This is a genomic window from Acidisoma sp., assembly GCF_965199065.1.
Classification (GTDB): Bacteria; Pseudomonadota; Alphaproteobacteria; order Acetobacterales; family Acetobacteraceae; genus Acidisoma.
The window spans coordinates 920,587-943,336 of sequence record NZ_CBDAQN010000001.1; the positions used below are offsets into that span (position 1 = coordinate 920,587).

General features: G+C 67.3%; 21 protein-coding genes and 1 pseudogene. 17 read left to right on the forward strand and 5 right to left on the reverse strand.

Going from position 1 to position 22,750, the window contains the following annotated elements:
- Nucleotides 1-29: 29 nt before the first annotated feature.
- Nucleotides 30-1,084 (reverse strand): annotated as a pseudogene (gene rfbB, locus ACOEQ1_RS04310) (dTDP-glucose 4,6-dehydratase).
- Between the two features lie 242 nt (nucleotides 1,085-1,326).
- Here rfbB and ykgO point away from each other — a divergent pair.
- Nucleotides 1,327-1,452, forward strand: coding sequence for a type B 50S ribosomal protein L36 (gene ykgO / locus ACOEQ1_RS04315; protein ID WP_419757985.1), 126 nt, complete (start codon nucleotides 1,327-1,329; stop codon nucleotides 1,450-1,452).
- Nucleotides 1,453-1,503: 51 nt separating this feature from the next.
- Here the strand turns inward: ykgO and ACOEQ1_RS04320 are convergent, their stop codons facing one another.
- On the reverse strand, nucleotides 1,504-2,793 hold the full coding sequence (locus ACOEQ1_RS04320) for an adenylosuccinate synthase (protein WP_419757986.1): 1,290 nt from the start codon (nucleotides 2,791-2,793) through the stop codon (nucleotides 1,504-1,506).
- Between the two features lie 33 nt (nucleotides 2,794-2,826).
- Nucleotides 2,827-3,975 carry an ATP phosphoribosyltransferase regulatory subunit gene (locus ACOEQ1_RS04325; RefSeq protein ID WP_419757987.1) on the reverse strand — a complete coding sequence of 383 codons (1,149 nt, stop codon included), beginning with the start codon at nucleotides 3,973-3,975 and terminating at the stop codon, nucleotides 2,827-2,829.
- 153 nt (nucleotides 3,976-4,128) lie between these two features.
- On the opposite strand from ACOEQ1_RS04325, the gene ACOEQ1_RS04330 reads away from it, so the two are divergent.
- Nucleotides 4,129-5,565 (forward strand): MBOAT family O-acyltransferase, encoded by a 1,437-nt coding sequence (locus tag ACOEQ1_RS04330; protein ID WP_419757988.1) that lies wholly within the window; start codon nucleotides 4,129-4,131, stop codon nucleotides 5,563-5,565.
- A gap of 463 nt (nucleotides 5,566-6,028) precedes the next feature.
- Here ACOEQ1_RS04330 and ACOEQ1_RS04335 read toward each other — a convergent pair whose 3' ends face one another.
- Nucleotides 6,029-6,232: a hypothetical protein gene (locus tag ACOEQ1_RS04335; protein ID WP_419757989.1), complete on the reverse strand. Its 204-nt coding sequence runs from the start codon at nucleotides 6,230-6,232 to the stop codon at nucleotides 6,029-6,031.
- A gap of 115 nt (nucleotides 6,233-6,347) precedes the next feature.
- Here ACOEQ1_RS04335 and ACOEQ1_RS04340 point away from each other — a divergent pair, with 115 nt between their 5' ends.
- Nucleotides 6,348-6,593, forward strand: a complete 246-nt coding sequence (locus tag ACOEQ1_RS04340) for a hypothetical protein (RefSeq protein ID WP_419757990.1) — start codon at nucleotides 6,348-6,350, stop codon at nucleotides 6,591-6,593.
- Nucleotides 6,594-6,605: 12 nt separating this feature from the next.
- Nucleotides 6,606-8,690, forward strand: a complete 2,085-nt coding sequence (locus ACOEQ1_RS04345; protein WP_419757991.1) for an ATP-dependent helicase — start codon at nucleotides 6,606-6,608, stop codon at nucleotides 8,688-8,690.
- Nucleotides 8,691-8,706: 16 nt separating this feature from the next.
- On the opposite strand, the gene ACOEQ1_RS04350 is transcribed toward ACOEQ1_RS04345, so the two are convergent.
- Nucleotides 8,707-9,384, reverse strand: coding sequence for a metallophosphoesterase (locus ACOEQ1_RS04350; protein WP_419757992.1), 678 nt, complete (start codon nucleotides 9,382-9,384; stop codon nucleotides 8,707-8,709).
- Between the two features lie 206 nt (nucleotides 9,385-9,590).
- Here ACOEQ1_RS04350 and ACOEQ1_RS04355 point away from each other — a divergent pair, with 206 nt between their 5' ends.
- The 13 genes from ACOEQ1_RS04355 to ACOEQ1_RS04415 all read left to right on the forward strand — a co-directional run bounded on the left by ACOEQ1_RS04355 (nucleotide 9,591) and on the right by ACOEQ1_RS04415 (nucleotide 22,736).
- Nucleotides 9,591-10,661, forward strand: a complete 1,071-nt coding sequence (locus tag ACOEQ1_RS04355; RefSeq protein ID WP_419757993.1) for an aldo/keto reductase — start codon at nucleotides 9,591-9,593, stop codon at nucleotides 10,659-10,661.
- Nucleotides 10,662-10,840: 179 nt separating this feature from the next.
- On the forward strand, nucleotides 10,841-11,617 hold the full coding sequence (locus ACOEQ1_RS04360) for an SDR family oxidoreductase (protein ID WP_419757994.1): 777 nt from the start codon (nucleotides 10,841-10,843) through the stop codon (nucleotides 11,615-11,617).
- 93 nt (nucleotides 11,618-11,710) lie between these two features.
- A complete protein-coding gene (locus tag ACOEQ1_RS04365; protein WP_419757995.1) occupies nucleotides 11,711-13,216 on the forward strand; it encodes a sugar ABC transporter ATP-binding protein in 1,506 nt (501 codons plus the stop codon).
- 12 nt (nucleotides 13,217-13,228) lie between these two features.
- Nucleotides 13,229-14,275, forward strand: a complete 1,047-nt coding sequence (locus ACOEQ1_RS04370; protein WP_419757996.1) for an ABC transporter permease — start codon at nucleotides 13,229-13,231, stop codon at nucleotides 14,273-14,275.
- A 28-nt stretch (nucleotides 14,276-14,303) separates the two neighbouring features.
- Nucleotides 14,304-15,404 carry a substrate-binding domain-containing protein gene (locus tag ACOEQ1_RS04375; RefSeq protein ID WP_419757997.1) on the forward strand — a complete coding sequence of 367 codons (1,101 nt, stop codon included), beginning with the start codon at nucleotides 14,304-14,306 and terminating at the stop codon, nucleotides 15,402-15,404.
- 60 nt (nucleotides 15,405-15,464) lie between these two features.
- Nucleotides 15,465-16,370 (forward strand): SMP-30/gluconolactonase/LRE family protein, encoded by a 906-nt coding sequence (locus ACOEQ1_RS04380; protein WP_419757998.1) that lies wholly within the window; start codon nucleotides 15,465-15,467, stop codon nucleotides 16,368-16,370.
- Complete coding sequence (locus ACOEQ1_RS04385) at nucleotides 16,342-17,427, forward strand: LacI family DNA-binding transcriptional regulator (protein WP_419757999.1); 1,086 nt, start codon at nucleotides 16,342-16,344, stop codon at nucleotides 17,425-17,427. Before ACOEQ1_RS04380 ends, ACOEQ1_RS04385 begins: the two co-directional genes overlap by 29 nt.
- Before the next feature lie 369 nt (nucleotides 17,428-17,796).
- A complete protein-coding gene (locus ACOEQ1_RS04390) occupies nucleotides 17,797-18,504 on the forward strand; it encodes a hypothetical protein (protein ID WP_419758000.1) in 708 nt (235 codons plus the stop codon).
- A 223-nt stretch (nucleotides 18,505-18,727) separates the two neighbouring features.
- Nucleotides 18,728-19,744, forward strand: a complete 1,017-nt coding sequence (locus ACOEQ1_RS04395) for an MBL fold metallo-hydrolase (protein ID WP_419758001.1) — start codon at nucleotides 18,728-18,730, stop codon at nucleotides 19,742-19,744.
- Nucleotides 19,745-19,823: 79 nt separating this feature from the next.
- On the forward strand, nucleotides 19,824-20,009 hold the full coding sequence (locus ACOEQ1_RS04400) for an AtzG-like protein (RefSeq protein ID WP_419758002.1): 186 nt from the start codon (nucleotides 19,824-19,826) through the stop codon (nucleotides 20,007-20,009).
- A 5-nt stretch (nucleotides 20,010-20,014) separates the two neighbouring features.
- Entirely contained in the window at nucleotides 20,015-21,418 is a 1,404-nt protein-coding gene (locus tag ACOEQ1_RS04405; RefSeq protein WP_419758003.1) for an AtzE family amidohydrolase, read from the forward strand.
- A 9-nt stretch (nucleotides 21,419-21,427) separates the two neighbouring features.
- Nucleotides 21,428-21,832 carry an oxalurate catabolism protein HpxZ gene (gene hpxZ / locus ACOEQ1_RS04410; protein WP_419758004.1) on the forward strand — a complete coding sequence of 135 codons (405 nt, stop codon included), beginning with the start codon at nucleotides 21,428-21,430 and terminating at the stop codon, nucleotides 21,830-21,832.
- Nucleotides 21,833-21,845: 13 nt separating this feature from the next.
- Nucleotides 21,846-22,736: a 2-dehydro-3-deoxygalactonokinase gene (locus tag ACOEQ1_RS04415; protein ID WP_419758005.1), complete on the forward strand. Its 891-nt coding sequence runs from the start codon at nucleotides 21,846-21,848 to the stop codon at nucleotides 22,734-22,736.
- Nucleotides 22,737-22,750: the final 14 nt, after the last annotated feature.

A 22,750-nucleotide genomic window follows, 5' to 3' on the forward strand; every position in this document is an offset into this window, starting at 1 on the left:
GTGCGCGAGGCTATTGAGCAAGCTGGGTGTCAGGCAGCGGTGCCGAGGCGCTGGCCCTGGTAGCGGGCGCCTCTGATCTTCTCCCACCAGTCGCGATGCGACAGATACCAGTCGATGGTCTTGGCGAGTCCGCTCTCGAAGTCATGCTCGGCTTTCCAGCCAAGCGCGGCTTCGGCGGCGGACGGATCGATCTCGTAGCGGAAATCATGGCCGGGGCGGTCGGTCACGAAACGGATGAGGCGCGAGCGCGGGCCTTCCGGGTCCGGCAGGCGGCGGTCGAGTTCGGCGCAGATGGCGTGGACGACCTCCAGGTTGCTGCGCGGCTGGCGGGCGCCGATGCAGTAGGTATCGCCCGGCTTGCCCTGCATCAGCACGCGCACCAAGGCTACGGCATGGTCCTCGACGAAGAGCCAGTCGCGCTTGTTGGAGCCGTCGCCGTAGACCGGAAGAGGCTTACCCTCCAGCGCGTTCAGCAGAACCAGCGGGATGAGCTTCTCGGGAAACTGCCAGATGCCATAGTTGTTGGTGGTGTTGGAGACGAAGGCGGGAACCCGTACGTGTGGTGCCAGGCGCGCACGAGATGGTCCGAGGCGGCCTTCGAGGCGGAATAGGGGCTCCGTGGATCGTAGGGAGTCGTTTCCATGAACGGCGGGTCGTCGGCCTCGAGAGCGCCGAACACCTCGTCCGTCGAGACGTGGTGGAAACGGAACTGCGCCCGCCTCTCGCCGGTGAGGCCATTGTAGTAGGCGCGCGCCGCCTCCAGCAGGGTGAAGGTGCCCATGATGTTGGTGCGGATGAAATCGGCCGGACCGTCGATCGAGCGGTCGACGTGGCTTTCGGCCGCGAGATGCATGACGGCGTCGGGCTGGTGGGTGGCGAATACGTCCTTCATCGCGGCGCCGTCGGCGATGTCGGCACGGATGAGTTCATGGCGGTTGCTGCGGACGGCGCCCTCGAGCGCGTCCTCCGAGGCCGCATAGGTCATCGCGTCGACGTTGACCACGGAGTGGTCGGTGTCCTGGATGAGATGGCGGATGACCGCCGATCCAATAAAGCCACAGCCACCGGTAATCAGCAGACGCATCGCGACATTACCCGAAGATGTTTCAGTGGCCGAGGAACTGACAGGTTTGGACGGGCTGATCAAGCGGGCGGATCAAGGGCGCGGCGGCTCTGCCGCACGCTCGTATTCATTGACAGCGGTGCCGCGTCTCCTTAGAGAGCGCACCTCGCCAGCAGGGTCGGGAAACCGGCCCTGTTGCTTTATGGACAACTCCTGCCCGGGCCGTTTGTCGGTTCCGGCTTTGCCAAGATCGGGCTTACGCTATGAAGGTGCGCAACTCCCTCCGTTCCGCGAAGATTCGCGACAAGAACTGTCGCGTGGTGCGGCGCCGTGGCCGGGTCTACGTGATCAACAAGAAGAACCCGCGCATGAAGGCCCGCCAGGGCTGATTGTCCGCCGGAGGGAACGCTTCTTCTTGAGAAGAAGCGCCTCGCTCTGAGTTACCCCTCGAACGGGTCCTTCATCAGGATGGTGTCGTCGCGCTCCGGGCTCGTTGAGAGCAGCGTGACCGGACACTCCACCAACTCCTCGATCCGCCGCACATACTTGATCGCCTGAGCCGGTAGTGCCGCGTAGCTGCGGGCGCCTCGCGTCGAGTCTTTCCAGCCCTCCAGCGTTTCATAGATGGGTTCGGCGGCGGCCTGCGCGCCCGCAGCCGCCGGCAGATGGCGCAGCACGCGGTCTCCGATCCTGTAGCCGGTGCAGACCCTCAGCTCCGGCAGGCCGTCCAGCACATCGAGCTTGGTCAGCGCCAACCCCTGGATGCCGCCGACCTTCACCGCCTGCCGCACCATGGCGGCGTCGAACCAGCCGCACCGGCGTGGCCGCCCGGTGACGGTGCCGAACTCATGTCCGCGCTCGCCGAGCAGGCGGCCGGTGTCATCGAAAAGCTCCGTCGGGAAGGGGCCGGACCCCACCCGCGTCGTGTAGGCCTTGGCGATCCCGAGCACGGTGCCGACGACGCCCGGCCCCACGCCCGAACCCGAGGCCGCCGTCGCCGCCACCGTGTTGCTGCTGGTCACGAATGGATAGGTCCCATGGTCGACATCCAGCATCACCGCCTGAGCGCCCTCGAACAGGATGCGCTTGCCGGCGCGGCGGGCCTCGTCCAGGCGCTCCCACACCGGCTCGGCGAACGGCAGGATCAGCGGCGCCAGCTCCAAAAGCCGGTCTAACAGCACCGCCTTCTCGAACGTCGTCGCACCTAGCCCGCGCAGCAGCGTGTTGTGGTGCAGCAGCAACTCGTCGAGCTTCGTGGAGAGCGTATCCGGCTCGGCCAAGTCGCAGACTCGGATGGCGCGGCGCGCGACCTTGTCCTCGTAGGCGGGTCCGATGCCGCGACCGGTGGTGCCGATCCGGTGCTCGCCGCGCGCGGCCTCGCGGGCGCGATCCAGCGCGCCGTGCAGCGGCAGGATCAGCGGGGCGTTCTCGGCGATGCGAAGCGTCTCCGGCGTGATCACCAGGCCTTGCGCGGTCAGCCGCGCCATCTCGGCCAGCAGCGCCTCGGGGTCGACGACGACGCCGTTGCCGATGATGCCGAGCTTGCCGCGCACGAGGCCGCTCGGCAGGAGGGAAAGCTTGTAGGTCTGGTTGCCGACGACCAGCGTGTGGCCGGCATTATGGCCGCCCTGGAAGCGCACCACGATGTCGGCGCGGCTGGCGAGCCAGTCGACAACCTTGCCCTTGCCCTCATCGCCCCACTGGGCGCCGATGATCGCAACATTCGCCATAGCGGTAACTCCGGAGCCTTCGGCTGTAACTGATCAGGCGAGCGGAACGGCGGCGCCGTCCGACAGCACATGGGTGCAGAGAAGGCGTCGCGCCTCGTGCTCCGCAGGCTGCGCGCCTTCGTCTAGCGCCGCAATGGTCGCAAAGCCGTCGGCGCGAAAGCCCGCCGCGACGGCGTCGTCCGTGCGGGCCGGGAGGTAGAGCCGGGGCCGTGGCGCGGGGGGTTTGGCGGCGCCGAGGATCGCGTCGGGGAACAAGGTGAGGCCAGTGGCGGGCTCGCGCTCGCCGCTGATGTAGCGGCCGCCGCGCCCCAGCTCCTGCTGGTGGCCCAGGGCGTAAACGGTGAGGCAGGGGCCGGTGTGGTAGCGGAAGCCGCGGAACTCCAGCGGATCGACGGTCAGCCGCAGGGCGGGCGCGCGGGCGCGGATGGCGGCGACGACGGCGGCCAGACGGTCAGCCAGCGCTCGCGCCTCGGGCGGCAGCTCGGCAGCGGCCAGGGCGGCGAGCGCCGGTGCAGCTTCGCCCGCCGCCAGCAGAAGGCCGGTGAGCGTCCCGGCAATGGCGCCCCCGAGGGCGGTGACGGCGGCAGCGTCCTTACGGTCGAGGGCATGGGCCAGCGCCTCGCGGCGCTCCGGCTTGAACCCCTCGCCATCGAGCAGCAGGGCGGCCATGGTCGGCATGGTCAGGTCGAAGCTGACCTCGGTGAGGCCGACGGCGGCCAGCGCCTCGGCGCCGGCGAGAACGATTTCAGCATCGGCCTCCGGCGCGTCGGAACCGATGAGCTCGATCCCCGCCTGCGCCACCTGACGGTCAGGCGCAAGCTGGCTCCCGCGCAGGCGGAGGCACTGCCCGGCATATGAAAGCCGCAGCGGCCGGGGCGCCCGGCCGAGCCGGGTCGTCGCGATCCGCGCCACCTGCGGCGTGGTGTCGGCACGGATCGCCAGCATGCGGTGGCTCTCAGGGTCCATCATGCGGAACGTCTGTTCGGCGACGGCGGCGCCGGACCCGCCGAGCAGGCTTTGCTCGAACTCGACCAGCGGCGGCTTCACGCGCTGGTAGCCGTGGCTCGCGAAGCAGCTCAGCATGGCCTCGATGGCGGCGGCCTCGATTTCGGCGTCGGGCGGCAGCAGGTCGCGCAGCCCGGCGGGGAGGAGCGCCGGTGTGGCCGGCTGGTCGTCTGTCACGGTGGGTCTCTCTCACGGGCATCCGCCCGTCTGAACCGGATGGTCCGGGCGTTATGCGGCGGCGCCTATAGCACCGGCGCGGTCGATGACAAAACCGCCTCGCCTCCTTAACAATACATTTACGCAACGAAACGGTTGTGCTCAAGCTGCGTCATGTTGTTTGGGACGCCGCTCTTTCTGCTGATTTTCCTGCCGCTGACGCTGGCCGGCTTCCATTTCATCGGCCGCTGGCTCGGCCGTGGCCCTGCGCTTGTCCTGCTGATCGGGGCGAGCCTCGTCTTCTACGGCTGGGGGCGCCCGGACGACCTCCCGCTGTTGGTGGGCTCGATCATCGCGAACTATGCGCTCGGAAGGCGGGCCACGCGACCGGGTTGGTTCGCGGGCGGCATCGTGGCGAACCTCGCGCTGCTCGGCGTCTTCAAATACGGCGCTTTCATCGCGCGGGTGATGGATTGGCCGGATCCGCATCTTTCGCTGCCGCTCGGCATCAGTTTCTTCACCTTCCAGCAGATCATGTACCTGGCGGAGTGCCGGCGTGGCGGCCGGCTGCCATCCTTCCTCGGCTACGCCTCCTGCATCGCCTTCTTCGGCCACCTGATCGCCGGGCCTCTCGTGCGACCGTCCGAGATTATCCCGCAATTCGAGCATTCTACAGCGCAGGGCTTCCGCCCGGATGAGGTGGGCGAAGGGCTCATGATCGTGCTTCTCGGCCTCGCCAAGAAGCTCGTGCTTGCAGATGGTTTCGCACCTCTGGCCGACCGGGGGTTCGACGCCGCCGCGCATGGCGGCACGCTCACGCTTCTGGAGGCCTGGTTCGCCGCGCTCGCCTTCAGCCTGCAAATCTATTTCGACTTCTCAGGCTATTCGGACATCGCGATCGGGCTCGCCCGGATGTTCAACATCCGCTTTCCGCTCAACTTCAACAGCCCGTACAAGGCACTGACCATACAGGATTTTTGGCGGCGCTGGAACATGACCCTCAGCCGGTTCCTGCGCGACTTCCTCTATGTCCCGCTCGGCGGCAACCGTCATGGCGAACCGCGGCGCCTTCTGAACCTCATGCTCACCATGCTGCTCGGCGGCCTTTGGCACGGTGCCGCCTGGCGGTTTCTCCTCTGGGGCGGTCTCCACGGGCTCTACCTCGTCATCCACCAGGAATGGGAGCGTCGGACGCCCGCGTGGTTGCGGTTGCCTCCTGTATTGGCACATGGTTTGACGCTGCTGGCGGTGGTCATCGCCTGGGTGCCGTTCCGCGCGGCCAACCTCGCTGCCACGACCGCGATGCTGCGCGGGATGGCAGGGTTGAACGGCCTCGCGATACCGGCGCCGCTCGTAGCCCTGGCACCCTGGCTCGGCCACATCGCCCGCGTCGTGCCGGTGCTGCCCGCACTCGGAGACGCCAGAACCCTGAGCCTGCCGGACGCCACCGCCTGCCTCATGGTCGGGTGGTTCATCGTTCTCTGCCTCCCGCATCTGCACGAAGCCTCGCCTCGTCTGCGCGCCTGTGGGCTGCTCGGCAGCGGCGGCTTCACCGTGCAGGCGCTGTTCTTCGCGGGCGTCGCCGCACCCTTTCTCTACTTCCGGTTTTAGAATGAGAAGCCTGGGCAAGGTTCTCGGCCTGCTGATGGCGGCGGTCGGTTTCTATGTCCTGGCCTTCGCCTGTGTGCTCGACCGGCCACTCAGCCTCGGCACGCTGCGCCGCGCGCTCGACGCGAAGCTCGCCTATGCGGCCAGCCTGCCTGAGCCGAAACTGGTCATCCTGGCTGGATCGAACGCCCTGTTCTCCCACAGCTGCGCCATCATCGGCCCCATGCTCCGGCTCCCCTGCGTGAATGGCGGGGTCGCACTCGGCCTCGGGCTCGACTACCAGTTCGCCCTCTGGAAATCGCGGCTGAACACCGGAGACATCGTCTATATGCCGATGGAGTTGCAGCAATATGTCGCCCTGGCCGCCGCTTCGCGCGAGGGACCCGATGCTCCCATCATGCTGCGCCACGATCGCGTCACGCTCGCGGCTCTCGGTCCCGCGCGGATGCTGGCGGCGGCCTTCTCCTCAACCGCCGAGGACGCCCTGCTCAGCCTGATCGAAACGGCGGCGCTGGCGCTGCACCCTGCCTTGGCTGACGCCTCCTTCGCGGACACCGATGCCGCGGGTGACGGCATCGGCCATACGCTCGCCCGTGCCGGCGTGAACCGGAGCTTTCTTGCCAGCCTTCATCGCGCGGACCCTCAGCCGGGAGGCATTGCCAGCGGCCATGGCAGCGCCGAGATCGCGCAATTTCTCGACTGGGCGCGAGCGCATGGGGTGTGGGTGATCGGCGGCTGGCCGACCGAGTTCGCCGACGAACCTGCCCGACCGCCGGCTGGCCGGGGTGCTCACCGGTTTCTATGGCGTGCATGGAGCCGGCTTTCTGCCGTTGCCGAACCACGGGCGCTATCCACGGGCGGATTTCTTCGACAGCCAGGACCATCTGGTCACCGAGTGTCAGGCGTTGCATTCCATGGCCGTCGGCTCTCGTCTGGCGCAGCTTCTCGGGCGCCGGGCAGCGATGCCGCCGGCGGGCGCGATCGCGGACGCCGCGCGCTGTCCAGGCGTGTCCGAATCTCCCGCGGCGTGATACCGACCCGGAATGTCGGATCATCTCGAAGGGCTCAACGAGCAGCAGGCCATCGCGGTCGCCGCTCCCGCACCGCAACTCGTGCTGGCCGGGGCGGGTTCCGGCAAGACCGAGACGCTGGCGCGCCGCGCGATCGACCTCATCCTGCGCCACGACGAGCGGCCCGACCGGCTGCTTTGCATCACCTTCACGAACCGCGCGGCTGCCGAGATGCGGGCGCGGATGGCGGCGAAGCTCGGCGCGCGGGCGCCGGCCTGGGTCGGCACCTTCCATGCCTGCATGGCGCGGCTGCTGACCGAGGATGCGGGCGCGGTCCCCGACCTTCCGCGCGGCTTTGCGATCCTCGATGCGCCGCGCTCGCGGGCGGTGCTCGGTCAGGTCGCGGGCGTGCGGGACCCCAAGGTGCTGTTGCCGCTGCACGAGGCGATGTCGCTGCTCCGCAACTACGGTCTTGAGAATGGCCGCAAGCCGCCGCGCGTGCCGGCCTTCGCGCGCTTCGAGGGCGCGGTGCTCGCCCAGGCCCTTGCCATACTTCCGGCCTACGCGGCCGAGTTGCGGCGTCTCCGGGCGCTCGACTTCGACGACCTCCTCGTTCTTCCGGCGCGTGCCATGGCGGCGGATGCGGCGCTGGCCGCGCGGTGGTCGGGTCGCTGGAGCGAAATCCTCGTCGACGAATATCAGGATACCAACGCCGCGCAGCACCGCCTGCTGCGTCTTCTGGCGTCGGCTCATGGCCGGGTGTTCGCGGTCGGGGACGACAGCCAATCCATCTACGGGTGGCGGGGCGCGGAGGTCACCCATATCCGCCGCTTCGGCGAGGATTTCCCGGCCGCGGCGGCGCCGATCAAGCTCGAGACCAACTACCGGTCGACGCGGACCATCCTCGCCGCGGCCAATGCGATCTCGGGTCTCGATCCGGACGCTGTCCGCAAGACGCTGCGCCCGGCCGAGGCCGGCGGCACGGCCGGCGCCGCGATCATGGTGCGCGGCTACCAGACGGCGGAGGATGAGGGGCGAGCGGTCGTCGCCTGGGTGCAGGCTCTGCGGGCACGGCAGCCCGATCTGCCGTTGCGCGCCTGTGCCGTTCTGGTGCGAGCCGGCTTCGTCGCGGAGCCGATCCTGGAGGCGCTGCGGGATGCTGGCCTGGGTGTGCAACTGGTCAGCGAACGCGAGGCGGAGCCGCCGCGTGAAGTGCTCGGCGTCATCGCCTGGCTGCGGCTGGCGCTCAGCAGACACCCCGTGGGACGCAAGGGCGAGCAGTGGGACCCGGCGGCGGATGACGCCTTTCGCCGCACCTGCGCCATGCCGAGAGGCGCCATCGGGGGACAGGCGTTCGCACGGCTTCGCCAGCATGCGAGCGATATCGGCGAGGCGCTCGCCGGCAGCGTCCATGACGCGCCTCTGGATGCGGCCGAAAAGCGAGCGTTCGAGGCAGTGCTGGAAGTCGGCCGTCGCATCGCGGACCGCATCGGCATCGGCGCTTCGAAACCTTCGGAGGCGCTGCGCGTCGCGGCGGCTGAAAGCGGTTTGGCGGAAGCTTTGGGGCAGGGGGCCGCGACCCGGCGGGCCTGGACGACGCTGCTCGCCCGCGCGGACCGCGCCGGAACGGTTGCCGAATTCGCCGAGGCGGCGGCCCTGGGCGTGCTGGATGCGGAGCCCGAGGGGCCGGACAGCATCCAGGTGATGACGCTGCATCGCGCCAAGGGGCTGGAGTTCGACCATGTCTTCATGGCCGGGCTTGAGGAGGGGGTTTTCCCCAGCCGGCGGGCGGAGACGGAAGGCTCGCTGCCCGAGGAGCGGCGCTTGTTCTATGTCGGGCTTACCCGGGCGCGGCACACGCTGCGGCTGAGCTGGGTGCGGCGGAGGCGTCAGTGGGAGAGCAAGCCGTCCCGCTTCGTGACCGAAATTCCCGAGACGCTGATGGAAGGCGTTGTGCCGCAGCGGGCGGAGCCGTCGGCGCGAAAGGGTGTCTCGTCCTCATCCAGAGGCCGCCCGGCGCCGAAGTCTTCGGTCAAGCCGCCAACGGAAGAGGAGGCGGCGCGGCTGGTGGCGGCGTTTCAGGCGCGGCGCCGCATGTCTGCCGCCTCGAACAAATAGTCTTCGCGAGCCTGACCTAGGCCGTCAGCGCCGGCAGGTCGATCCAGGACAGATGGCCGCCCTTGCCGGCCCCGGTATCGACAAAGATCGCGCGGCCACCGCTGCGGGAGCGTTGCTCGAGCGGCCGGCCGTCCTGGCTCCGCCGGTCGTGCCCGACATAGACCGTCATTCCGGGCGGGATGCGATTGACCCAGCGCAGGCTGCGTTCTGGAAAACCATCCTCCTGCTGCTGTCCCGTCGGTTCGCCGTACAGCGCGCGGGCGCTGATGCCGAGGGGACGCCCGGGAAGCGCTGGCGGCGGCGGCCCCTGCAGCATGTCGGTGTGAAAACCTGCGTGCACGAAGAGCCTGTGGCCGCTACGCAGCCACAACGGCGCACGCTTGGCCTCCGCCACGAAGCGGGTCCGCAAGGGCTCATCCAATTGTTCCATTGTCGCAAGGAGCTGGGGGTTCACGCGCACATTCTGTCCGAGCAGCAGGCGCGCCAGCTTGTGATCGTGGTTGCCAAGCAGGAAAAGCCCTTGGCCTCGGTCGATCAACTGGAACATGATCCTGAGTGCGCCGGCACTGTCGGGTCCATAATCGACAAGATCGCCGAGCTGCACCAAGAAGCGATCGGTGTCCGCGGCGTAGGCGAAGGCGCTGGCGTCTCCATGCACATCGCCCACGACCCGCAAGGGCCGGTCGCTTGGCATGCCAAGTTCGTCTTGCGTTCTCACGTCTCTTCATATGGGTTGCGTGGGGCACTTATGACACGCCGCCCGAATCCCGCGAGGGAAGTCGCCGATCCAGGCACAGTTTCGTGCGCCGCGCGGTGCGGGATCTGGTAGCTCAGCCGAAGCCGCCTCATTTCTCGTCCATCGTCATCCGAACCGTCACGATAGGTTCCAAGGAGAAAAGCGTGGAATATAGGCTCCTCGGCCGCTCCGGCCTCAAGATTTCCGTCCTGACCTTTGGCACCATGACCTTCGGCGGCGAGACCGTGTTCGCCAAGACCGGCTCCACCGATGTCGCCGGGGCGAAGCGTCAGCTCGACATGTGTCTCGATGCCGGGGTCAACATCGTCGATACCGCGAACGTCTATTCCAACGGGCGCTCCGAGGAAATTCTCGGAGAGGCTCTCGAAGGCCGGCGGAGCCGGCTTCTCGTCGCCACCAAGGCGCGGTTCCCGATGGGCGACAGTCCGAACGACGAAGGATTGTCCCGCCATCACCTCATCGCCGAGTGCGAAGCGAGCCTCCGCCGCCTGCGGATCGATCACATCGACCTCTACCAGCTGCACGAATGGGACGGTCAGACGCCGCTCGAGGAAACCATGGAGGCGCTGGACACGCTCGTGCGCTCCGGCAAGGTGCGTTACGTCGGAGCATCGAACTTCTCCGGCTGGCACCTCATGAAGGCGATGGAGACGGCTCGCGCGCATGGCTTCGTGCCGCTGGTCAGCCAGCAGATCTACTACTCCCTCCAGGCGCGGGACGCGGAATACGAGTTGCTGCCGATCACGTTGGACCAAGGTCTCGGCGTCCTCGTCTGGAGCCCGCTCGCCGGCGGCCTGCTCTCCGGCAAGTATCGTCGCGGGCAGGCGACCCCTGAAGGAACGCGCCACTTCGACAACTGGGGTGAGCCGCCGGTCCATGACGAGGACAAGCTCTATGACACGATCGAGGTGCTGGTGGAGATCGCGGAGGCGCGGAAGGTTTCCGCCGCCGAGGTGGCGCTCGCCTGGCTCCTCGGCCGGCCGGGCATCACCTCGCTCGTCATCGGCGCGCGGACCGAGGCGCAGTTGACCACCAACTTAAAGGCTGCGGACCTGAGCCTCACCGCCGAGGAGCGGGGGCGGCTCGACGAGGTGAGCCTGCAGCCGCTGCTCTACCCCTATTGGCATCAGGCGAACACCGCCGCGGAACGGCTCGGAGCCGCCGATCTCAGCCTGATCGCATCACATCTCAAGGCCCAGCGGTCTCGCATGTAACGGCTCCGGGACATTGCGAATAATCAACTAGTTACTGCCCATCGTTGCCGAAAGGCTGTTGCTGGAGTCGTGCCGGACCATTCGTCCGGCACAGCAACAGTCAGTCCCCCTCGTTGACAAGCGCCCGGTTATCGCTAACAATTCGTAACGCCCGCGTAGACGGGTCAAGCCACGAGGCAATGGGGAAACGCTTGAAGCTGTTCGATCTGACGGATCGTATTGCGCTCGTTACCGGCTCCAGCAAAGGCATCGGCTTTGCCATCGCCCTGGCGCTCGCTGAGGCGGGTGCCACCATCGTCCTGAATGGCCGCGACCAGACAAGCCTGGAACGCGCTCGACAAGTTCTCGCCGACGAACACACCGTCACCGCCCATGTCGCCCCTTTCGACGTGACCGACCCTGCAGCCGTCACCGCGGGAATCGCTGCCATCGAGCGCGACATCGGCCCCATCGAGATCCTGTTCAACAACGCCGGGATGCAGCATCGCACGCCGCTCGAGGATTTCCCGCTCGACGCCTGGCACCGCATTACCGCCGTGAACATGGACAGCGTCTTCTTCGTGGGGCAGGCGGTGGCTCGGCACATGATCCCGCGCGGACACGGCAAGATCATCAACATCTGCTCTGTCCAGAGCGAACTCGGTCGCCCGGGAATCGCGCCCTACAGCGCGACCAAGGGCGCCGTAAAGATGCTCACCAAGGGCATGGCGATCGACTGGGGGCGGCACGGGCTGCAGGTCAACGGCCTCGGCCCAGGCTATTTCCGCACTGAACTCAATCAGGCTCTGGTCGACGATGCAACCTTCTCCGGCTGGCTTGCTACCCGCACGCCGACCGGCCGTTGGGGCGAAGTCGAGGAGCTGGCCGGTGCGGCGATCTTCCTTGCCTCCGACGCGTCGAGCTTCATCAACGGTCACATTCTCTACGTCGACGGAGGCATTACCTCCAGCCTCTGAGAAGTCTCCGTAGCGACAACCGACTAGTCGTTGCTGGTTCAAATAAACTGCGTCTGACTAGGAAACTTCCGGCTGAAACAACGGGAGACGACGATGGCCGGGGAGGGCAATCTGCGATTTGACAACGTCGTCAAATCATTCGGCGGCACGCATGCGCTCCGGGGCGTGAGTTTTGAGGTCGCACGGGGCGACGTTGTTGCACTCCTGGGCGAGAATGGCGCCGGGAAGTCGACCCTCATCAAGGTGCTCGGCGGCATCGTGCGCGCCGATGAGGGGACGGTGTCGATCGGCGGCACCATCTATCGTCATCGCGTGCAGACGATGGGAGCATCGCACCGCATCGCCTTCATCCACCAGGACCTCGGCCTCATCGAATGGATGACGGTCGCCGAGAATATGAGCCTCGCCGAGGGCTTTGCGGCCCGGCCCCGGCTCCTCGGCGCCATTGACTGGCGGCGCACCGAGAAGCGTGCTGCCGACGCCCTCGCGCTGATCGGCGGCGATATCGACCCGAGTGCCCGGGTGCAGAGCCTCAGCCGCACGGAGAAGTCGCTCGTCGCCATCGCCCGCGCGCTGGTGGTGGAGTGCGACTTCCTGGTGCTCGACGAGCCGACGGCAAGCCTGCCCGCGAACGAGGTCGAGCGCCTTTTTGCCGCCATCCGTCACCTGAAGGCCCGCGGTGTCGGCATGATCTACGTCTCGCACCGCCTCGACGAGATCTTCCGCATCGCGGACCGTGTGGTGGTGATGCGGGACGGCGCGAAGGTCGGCGAGAAGCCGGTGGCCGAGACGACGCCCGAGGAACTGGTCGCGCTGATCGTCGGCCGTTCCAATCTCGACATGTTCCAGAAGGCGCCGTTGCGCCCAGGCCCGGTTCGCCTGACCGTGGAGGGGCTGACCACGCCCAACGCCGGCCCGGTCGACTTTGAACTGCGCCAGGGCGAGTTGCTCGGTCTCATCGGCCTTCGCGGGGCGGGGCAGGAGGAGGTCGGGCGCGCGCTCTTCGGCACCCTGCCGCACAAGGGCCGCGTGACGCTCGACGGCCTCGCCCCGAACCTCGCCTCCGAGCGGACGGCGCTCGCCGCCGGCATCGGCTTGATGGCGCGCGACCGGGCCGAAGAGTCTATCGCGCCCAGCCTCAGCATTCGCGAGAACGCCTTCCTCAATCCGGGCGCCTGCGGGCGCGGGCTGTTCCAGCCGATGTCGCCGCGCACAGAGGCCGCGCGGGCGAGGGCACTTGGCGCCTCCGTCGGTTTGCAGCCCAACGACCCCGACCTCGCCATCGAGGGTCTTTCCGGTGGCAACCAGCAGAAGGTGGTCGTCGGCCGCTGGCTCGCGACCGGACGGCGGCTGCTCATCGCCGAGGACCCGACGGCGGGCGTCGATGTCGGCGCCAAAGCAGAAATTTACCGGCTCATCGGGCGGGCGCTCGATGCCGGGCTCGCGGTGGTTGTCGTCTCAACCGACTTCGAGGAGATCGCGCACATCTGCCATCGGGCGCTGGTCTTCAACCGCGGGCGCATCATCGCGGAACTTACGGGCGACGCCTTGACGACGGAGGCGGTCATCACCGCGGCCTCCGCCTCCGAAGCGGCATAGGGGCCACAAACTATGGCGATCAACTCAGTCCGTTCGGACGCGCTGGAGCCGACCCGCAACGAACTCGCCCGCGCCACGCCGCGCGAGCGCGTCGTGCGGCTGCTGCCGGTCTACGGCCTGCCGATCCTGATGGTGCTGCTCATCATCCTGTTCTCGGTGCTGCTGCCCGACACGTTTCCGACCTTGCTCGATCTGCGCTCGATCATTGCCGACAAGGCGATCATCGCCATGCTCTCGCTCGCGGCGATGATCCCGATGGTGTCGGGCAAGATCGACCTCACCGTCGGCTACGGCATCGTGCTGTGGCACATCCTCGCCATCAGCCTGCAGGTGAATTACGGCGTGCCCTGGCCGGTCGCGGTGCTCGTCGTCATCGCGCTCTCCGCCGTCGTGGGACTGCTCAACGGCATCCTCGTCGAAGTCGCGCGCATCGACAGCTTCATCGCGACTCTCGGCACTGGCACTGTGCTTTACGCGATCGCGCTGTGGCACACGGGCGGCCAGCAGGTGGTGGGGATGCTGCCGAACGGCTTCCTCCATCTCAACGCGACGCGCATCATCGGCCTGCCGATCACCGGCTTCTATGTCCTCGGCCTCGCCTTCGTCATGTGGTTCGTGCTCGAGCATCTGCCTATCGGCCGTTACCTCTATGCGATCGGCGCCAACCCGAAGGCGGCGGCGCTCAACGGCATCCCGGTGCAGCGCTACACGATCGCGGCCTTCGTGGCCTCGGGCGTGCTGACAGGCGTCGCGGGCGTGCTGCTCGCGTCGAAACTCCGCATCGGGCAGGCGAGTGTCGGGCTCGAATACCTGTTGCCGGCGCTGGTGGGCGCGTTTCTGGGTTCCACCACCATCAAGCCTGGACGCGTCAACGTCTGGGGCACGATGGTGGGGATCGCGATCCTCGCCATCGGCATCGCCGGCATTCAGCAGTTCGGCGGGTCCTTCTGGGTGGAGCCGATGTTCAACGGCGTCACCCTGCTGATTGCCATCGGCATAGCGGGATACGCCCAGCGACGGCGGGGGGCGGCGGCCCTGAAGCCTAAAGCAACCAACTAACAACAACCCAAAAAGGGAGTTTACGTCGATGACAATGAGAATGAAGCTGCTTGCGGGCGCCGCGGTCGCCATGGCGTTCGTCGGCGCCCAGGCGCGCGCCGACACGCTCTCCGACGCGCGCGCCTTCGTCGCGAAATACGCGCAACATGTGACGACGTGGGACGGTCCGACGACCGGCCCCAAGGCCTCGCCCGGCAAGAACATCATCGTGCTGGCGGGCGACATGAAGAATGGCGGCATCCTCGGTGTCACCGAAGGATTTCAGGAAGCCGGCAAGGTGGTCGGCTGGCGGGTGCGGGTGATCGACGGCGCCGGCACGGTCTCCGGCCGCACCTCGGCGTTCAGCCAGGCGCTCGCCCTGAAGCCGGACGGCATCGTCATCGAGGGCTTCGACCCAATCGAGCAGCGACCCGGCTTGCAGGCGGCGCAGGCGGCCGGCATCCCGATCGTCGGCTGGCATGCCGGCGCGGGCCTCGGCCCCATCCCCGGCACCGCCGTGCACGTCAACGTCTCGACCGACCCGATGCTGGTCTCCAAGGCCGCGGCCTACTGGGCGTATATCGACGCCGGCGGCAAGCCGGGCGTCATCATCTTCACCGACGGCCAGTACACGATTGCAGTCGCAAAGGCGCAGGCGATGAAGAAGGCGATCCTGCAACTCGGCGGGACGGTGCTCGCTTACGAGGACACGCCGATTGCCGACACATCCCAGCGGATGCCGCAGCTCACCACCTCGCTGTTGCAGAAGTTCGGGGCGAAGTGGACAGACTCGCTGGCGATCAACGACATCTACTACGACTTCATGGGTCCATCCCTGGAAGACGCCGGCATCGACGGCAACGGCAATCCCAAGGCGGTGGCGGCGGGCGATGGCTCCAAATCGGCCTACGAGCGGATCCGGTCGGGACAGTATCAGTCGGTGACGGTGGCCGAGCCGCTCAACCTCCAGGGCTGGCAGCTCGTCGACGAGATGAACCGGGCTTTCGCGAACCTCCCCTGGTCGGGCTATGTCTCGCCTTTCCATGTCGTGACCCAGGCCAATATTGCCTTCGACGGCGGCCCGAAGGATGCCTTCGATCCCGACAACGGCTACCGCGACCACTACAAGGCGATCTGGGGCGTGCACTAGTAAGTTTCGTCGCCCGCGGAACCCCTCCGCGGGCGACGGCTATGACGAGAGGATGTCGACTTGACCTACGAAATTCTTGATCCGCGCTTCAACCGCCTGATCATCGGCCATGTGAAGCTGGAGAAGCTCTACACCGGCTCGCGCTGGGCCGAGGGGCCCGTCTATGTGCCCTCCGCGAAAAGCCTGCTGTGGTCCGACATTCCCCGCGACAGCGTCATGCGTTACGACGAGACGGACGGCTCCGTCAGTGTCTTCGAGCATCCCTGCGGCCACCACAACGGCCACACGTTGGACGACTTCGGACGTGTCATCGCCTGCGAACATAGCGGGCGGCGTGTTTCCCGGCTCGAGTATGACGGCACCTGGACCACGCTCGCCGACCGCTTCGAGGGCCGGCGGCTCAACTCGCCCAACGATGTCGTGCAGAGGCGGGACGGCAGCATCTGGTTCACCGATCCCACCTACGGCATCGACAGCCACTACGAAGGTCATGCGGCGCAGTCGGAGATCGGCGCCTCGAACGTCTATCGCATCGAGCCGGTGACGCGGGAGGTGACGGCGGTCATCACGGACATGGTGCGGCCGAACGGCCTCGCCTTCTCGCCGGACGAGACCCTGCTTTACGTCGCCGATACCGGCGTCAGCCATGTGCCGACGCATCCGCGCCAGATCGTGACCTACTCCGTGGAGCCGGATCAGCGTTCGGTGAAGCCCCTCGGCGTCTTCGCGACCCTCGAGTCCGGGGTCTATGACGGGTTTCGCGTCGACCGGGAGGGCAACGTGTGGACTTCGGCCGGGGAGGGCGTGTCGGTCTACGCGCCGGACGGCACGCTGATCGGGCGCATCCCGGTAGGCGAGCTTGTCTCGAACGTCGCCTTTGGCGGCCCGAAGCGGAACCGGCTCTACATCACCGCGCAGACCTCGCTCTATTCCATCTATGTCAACGCCCACCCCTACGGTTGGTGAGGAAACTCCGCCGCGGGCCGAGGTGACGAGGGAGGCGCCCGCCCGCGCTGCCCCGAAGATGACGGATGTGGCGTTGCGGGCAGGCGTCTCCGCCATGACCGTCTCGCGCGCGCTGAAGGCGGATGGAGCGGTGTCGCCCAAAACGCGCCAGCGCATCCTGACGGCGGTCGAGGAACTGGGCTACGTGCTCGACCAGACGGCGGGCACGCTCTCCTCCAAGCGGTCCGGGTTCGTGGTGGCCCTGATCCCCTCGCTGCACAACTCCAACTTCTCCGACACCGCGACCGGGATCGAGCGGGCGCTGGAGCCCTCCGGCCTGCAACTCCTGCTGGGCGCCACGGATTATGCGGTGGAGAAGGAGGAGCGCCTCATCGAGGCGATGCTGCGGCGCCGGCCGGAGGGCGTGATCGTCACGGGCGGCCAGCACACGCCGAAGGCGCGGCGTCTGTTGCAGGAGGCAGGGGTTCCGGTCATCGAGATCTGGGATTTGCCGGCAGCCCCGATCGAGCATGTCGTCGGCTTCTCGAACGCCGACACGGTTCATGCGCTGGTGGTCAGGCTGTGGGAGCGCGGCTATCGCAGCATCGGCTTCATCGGGGGCACCAGCATGCGGGATACGCGCGGCGCCGACCGGCGCTGCGGCTACGCTCAGGCGGTGGAGGCATTGGACCTGCCGCGCGGGCGCATCGTCTCCCACGGGCAGCCGCCGATCACCATGGAGCAGGGTGGCGAGGCCATGGCGCAGATGGTCGCCAGTTGGCCGGACGTGGATGCCGTGGTCTGCGTGTCCGACCTCTCGGCGTTCGGCGCGCTGATGGAGTGCCATCGGCGCGGATGGTCGGTGCCGGGCCGGATCGCCATCGCGGGCTTCGGAGACTTCGAGGTGGCGCGATGTTGCCACCCGCGCATGACGACGATCTCCGTCGAGCCCGTGGGCATCGGGCTGGCGGCCGGAGATTTGCTCTGGCGCTCGATCACAGCGGCGCGCGGCGGCAGTCGGTTGCCGGTGGAGACGATATCGGTTCCCTACCGGATCATGGAGCGCGAGACGACCTGATCCGGCACTAAATCGATGACCTGGGCTAATTCGTTTCTTGCCCGGCGCGATTTCATCGGGTATCGTCGTGAGGGTCGGAAGTCCATTCCGGCAGTCGTGGCCGGTGGCGAGTTTACGCTGCGGTGACATAGTATCGTCAATCCATCGTCAGAAATGTCGCGCCACTTTCCTGTTGCTGCCAGCGGTAGAATTTTGTTTCAGAACACGGCAGATTATTGTTGCAATGCAAAATGTCATCGGTTAGCAAGGTTTCAGCAACCTAATATTCGTTTCAGCTGATCCCACGCAAACCTTTTGATAGTCTTCATCGGTCCTCCGGCACAGCGCCGCATCTGGGCCTTCCACACACCTGAATTAGAAGGTTGAGCAATGAGCAATTCACTGACTATTTCCGGCTCAAGTCATCCTTACAACTTCATCCCAGCCAATATAAAGTATGTCTACGATTTCTCCACCAACGACACGATCGAAGGCGGGGCAGGCTCTGCGTCGACTTACCTGCATCACAACACTACTTGGTTGGGTACAGGAGGTCATGGTCACAACAAGATCTATGCTGAGGGCAAGGACACCATCTTTGCGGGGAATGGAGCCTTAACCGTTGTTGGAGGTTCCCAGGCCCTCCTGTTCATCGGCGGCAGAGGACCGGCGCACGTCGATCTTGGCTCCGGAAGCGCTTCGTTATTTGGAAGTATCGGTCCGGTAAGTGTCGACGGTGGAAGCGGCACAGTAACGTTCGACGATAAGGTCAGCAAAGGGCATGACTTCTTCAAAACGGGCACCGGTCAGGCGCAGGTCACACTCGGTGGCGGTTCCGCCACGGTCGAAGGCGGCACGGGCGCTTCTACCGTCACGGCGGGAACAGGCCACGACATCTTCGAATTCGTCGCGAGCCATAGCGGAGGCAGCGAAATCATCAAAGACTTCAACCCGCACAAAGACAAGATCGAGTTCTCTGGCCACTTCACTTCGATCGTGGAGAAGATGGCTGTGGGCGGTCTCGAGATCACGCTCAAGGACGGCACCAAAATCACTCACATCACTCTCTCCGGCTACGATCATGATGTGAAGCTCTAGCGCGCCGGTTTGCATCTTCGAGCAACCCTGCGGGCCAGCTGAAAAGGCTTGGTGAACTCCTCCCGTCCGTATCGGGACGATTTCATTACGCCCGATGGAAGAGGTGGCCACGGTCAGACCGTTTTGATCGCGTTCGCGCCGAACCAGGGCGGCGCGAAGGTGATCTTGCCCGACGGCGTCAGATCCGACAGGTAAGAGCCATCACGGCTTGAAAGCGTCTCGCTTGCCCCAACCGCCTCGCTACCCGCTCTCCGACCACTACGACGGCGAGATCTTCTTCAACCCGAGAGCCACCGCACCGCAACCGGTAGAAGCGCCGCCGCCAGCCAACAGGCGCCGGGGTGGCATCGTCGCCATCCTTCGCTGGCGCTTCGGCGGCGAGCGTCGTCCCTGGCCGGCGCAGCCGCCCGACCCGAAGCCCACAGGTGATCCGCAAGCGCTGCCGCCACTCGGCGCCGCCGCCGTCACCTTCATCGGCCACAGCACGTTCCTGATCCGCGTCGGCGGCCTGACCATCCTCACCGACCCGGTCTTCTCCGAGCGCTGCTCGCCGGTTTCCTGGGCCGGACCGAAGCGCGCCCGCCCGCCCGGACGCGACTTCGCCGGTCTGCCCCGCATCGATCTGCTGCTCATCTCCCACAACCACTACGACCACATGGATCTGCCGAGCCTCCGCGCGATCCGCAGGCGGGACAACCCGCAGGTGGTGACACCGCTCGGCAATGCGGTTCATCTGGCCAAGGCCGGCCTGGATCGGGTGCATGAACTCGACTGGTGGCAGAGCACAGAGCTTTCCGAGGGCATCCGCGTCACCGCGACGCCGGCGCGGCATTTCTCCTCTCGCACGCTCCGGGATCGCAACCACAGCCTGTGGTCGGGCTTCATGCTGGACATCGCCGGGCACCGCCTGTTCTTCGCGGGAGATTCCGGGGCTGGCGGTCACTGGACGGAGATCGGTCAGAGGCTGGGTGCGCCCGACCTCGCCTTGCTCCCCATCGGCGCCTATGAGCCGCGCTCCATCATGGCGCCCGTCCATATGAACCCGGCGGAGGCCGTGGCAGCGCATCGGGCGCTCGGTGCCGCGCACTCGGTCGGCATGCATTTCGGCACTTTCCAGCTGACCGACGAGCCGATCGACGAGCCGCCCGCTGCCATGGCCGCCGCACGCGCGGAGGCAGGGCTCGCAGAGGAAGCCTTCGTGACGCTTGGCTTCGGCGAGACACGACCGTTCCCCCTATGATGGCCCTTATGACGGCCCGATGGCTGGCGGCGCGCTCGCGGCTGGGGCAAGCTGCGCTGTGCACGCGAGGAGACACGGAATGAGTGAGGCCTTCGACCCGGCTGCCTATGTGCCCGCAGCGGCAGCCTTGCAGGCCCTCAATCTCGATGCGGCAGAGACCGAGCGCGTGATCGCCGCCTTCGCGCTGGTGGCGCGGTTCGCGGGTCCGGCGCTTGATTGGCCGGTCGGACCCGAAACCGACCCGGCCCCCATCTTCGTCGCCTGATCGCCATGAGCCTTTCCCAGGAAACCGCTGCCTCCATCGCCGCCGATGTCCGCCGCGGCGCGCGTTCGGCAACCGAGGTCGCGCGAGCGACGCTCGACCGCGTCAACCGGCTCAACGCCCAGGTGAACGCCTTCACCGAAATCACCGAGAGCCGGGCGCTCGACGACGCCGCCGAGGTCGACGCGGCGCGGGCGCGCGGGGAACCGGTGGGACCGCTCGCCGGCGTGCCCTACGCGGTCAAGAACCTGTTCGACATCGAGGGCGTGACCACGCTCGCCGGCAGCATCATCGAGCGGGATCGCCCGCCCGCCGCCGCCGATGGCTGGGCGGTGAGGAAGCTGCGCGAGGCTGGGGGCGTCTGCATCGGCGCCCTCAACATGGATGAATATGCCTACGGCTTCACGACCGAGAACAGCCATTACGGCCCCGCCCGCAACCCGCACGACACGACGCGGAGTGCCGGCGGCTCCTCCGGCGGATCGGGCGCCGCGGTCGCGGCTGGCCTCGTGCCGCTGACGCTCGGCACCGACACCAACGGGTCCATCCGGGTGCCTGCCAGCCTCAACGGCATCTTCGGCCTCAAGCCGACCTATGGCCGGCTGTCCCGTGCCGGCTCGATCGCCTTCGTCCCGAGCCTGGACCATATCGGCCCCTTCGCGCGTTCGGTCGCCGACCTCGCCCTCGCCTATGACGCGCTGCAGGGGCGGGACCCGGCCGATGCCGGTCAGGCGGCGCGTCCGGCCGAATCCGTGGCCGAGACGTGGAAATCGGGGATCGCGGGTCTGCGGATCGGGCGCCTTGCCGGCTACTTCGAGGCGCCCCTGGGCGAGGCCGCCCGCACGACCGTCGGCCGTATCGCCGAGGCTCTGGACGCGGCCCCGGTGGCGGCGCCGGCCATCACTGCGGCGGCCCGTTCCGCGGCCTTCATCATCACGGCGGCCGAGGGCGCTCAGCAGCACCTCGATCACCTCCGCCACCGCCGCGCCGATCTGGAGCCGCTGTCGCGGGACCGCCTGCTGGCGGGCAGCCTGGTGCCGGCGCAATGGTATCTCCATGCCCAGAAGGTTCGCGCTCTGTGGCGGGAAGCGATGGCGGAGCTGTTCCGGGACTGGGATGTGCTGATCGCGCCCGCGACCGCCGTGCCGGCGCAGCCGCTCGGGCAGGAGATGCTGGAGGTGGACGGCCAGACCCTGCCGCTGCGGCCCTCGTTCGGGCTTTTCACCCAGCCCATCACCTGCATCGGGCTGCCGGTGCTCGCCGTCCCGGTGCAGAACGCCGAGGGGCCGCTGCCGGTCGGCGTGCAGTTGATCGCCGCGCCGTGGCGGGAGGACGTGCTGTTCCGCGCGGCGGCGGCGCTCGAAGCGGCCGGCATCTGCACGGCACCCGTGGCACCCGGTTTCGCGGAGTAGAGGCATCCGATGGACATCAACATTCCAAGCGTCGTGGCGCAGCTCAATTCGGCGTTCGAAGCCTATGAACGAGCCCTGGTCGCCAATGACGTGGAGACGCTGACGGCGCTGTTCTGGGACAGCGGCCACACCATCCGCTTCGGCGGCGGCGAGAACCTCTTCGGCGCCGCAGAGATCGCCGCATACCGCCAGGGCCGAGGCTCGGGGGATCTGGATCGCGACCTCGCCCACACGGTCATCACCACCTTCGGAGACGATTTTGGCACGGCGAGCACGCTGTTCCGCCGTCGCTCGACGGGCAAGACAGGGCGGCAGATGCAGACCTGGGCGCGAATGGAGGGTCACTGGCGGATCGTCGCCGCCCACGTTTCGTTGCTGGACTTCCCGTTCCCGGAGCAGGAGCCGCCCGCGTGATCGGGTTCGGCTCATGATCGGCGTGGATTGGGGCACGAGCAGCTTCCGCGCCTATCGCATGACGGCGGATGGACGGGTCATCGACAGGACCCATTCGCCGACAGGGATCATGTTCGTCGAGAACGGACGCTTCGCCGATGTGCTGCGACGGGCGATCCTGCCGTGGGTCAATGCGGGCGAGCGGCATGTGCTGCTGTCGGGCATGATCGGCAGCCGCCAGGGCTGGATCGAGGCGCCCTACCTGCCTTGTCCGGCCGGGGCGGCCGACCTCGCCGGCGCCACCATCCCGGTGCCCTTCGACATCGCGGAGGTGCGGCTGGTGCCCGGCGTCACCGCCGAGGACGCGGCGGGCGTGCCGGAGGTCATGCGCGGCGAGGAAACGCAGATCATCGGCGCGCTGGCCGAGTTTGGGGAGGGCGGTGTCGCCTGCATGCCCGGCAGCCACTCGAAGTGGGTGCGCGTGGAGGCCGGCCGCATCACGGGCTTCTCGACCTTCATGACCGGCGAGGCCTTCGCGGCCTTCAGCGGCCACACCATTCTTGGCCGCATGATGAAGGCCGACGCGCCGGCGGACCCCGAGGCGCTGCGTCGTGGCCTCGCCCGCAGCGCCGATCCCGGCGGATTGCTGCGCCATCTGTTCGGCGTGCGCACACTGGGCCTGTTCGGCCGTCTTTCGGAGACGAGTTCGGCGTCCTATCTCTCCGGGCTGCTGCTCGGGCATGAGGTCCGGTCGGCGCTGGCCGCGACGCCGGGAATTGCCCAGGTGGTTCTGATCGGCGATCCCAAGCTCTGCGCGCTGTATGCCGATGCGATCGAGGTATGTGGCGGCGTGGCGAGGATTGCGGCAGGCGAGGCGGCCCCATCGGGCCTCGCCCGCATCGCTGGCGAAGTGCGCTGGAACTGATGCTCTCCAATCGA